This is a genomic window from Cupriavidus sp. SIMBA_020, from assembly GCF_046535395.1.
In the GTDB taxonomy this organism is placed as follows: domain Bacteria; phylum Pseudomonadota; class Gammaproteobacteria; order Burkholderiales; family Burkholderiaceae; genus Cupriavidus; species Cupriavidus campinensis.
On sequence record NZ_JAWRWU010001739.1, the window covers coordinates 1 to 233 of the forward strand.

At 69.5% G+C, this 233-nt stretch carries 1 protein-coding gene; it reads left to right on the forward strand.

Annotated features, from left to right (window positions below; translation table 11 throughout):
- The coding region (locus SB751_RS35575; protein WP_410749681.1) for a LysR substrate-binding domain-containing protein at window positions 1–233 on the forward strand (233 nt) is incomplete at both ends.

The window sequence follows — 233 nt, forward strand, 5'->3', positions numbered from 1 at the left end:
CGGTCGGTCACGTGCTCGACGGCGCGAAGCCCGTGCTGTCGCTGCACGATCTCGTGAACGACACGCTGATCATCTTTCCGAAGGCGCCGCGGCCGAGCTATGCGGACCAGGTGCTCGCGGCATTCCACGATCGCGCGCTGCAGCCGCGGCGCATCTACGAGACGCGCGAGCTGCAGATCGCGCTCGGGCTCGTCGCGATGGGCGAGGGCGTGTCGGTCGTGCCGCACAGCGTG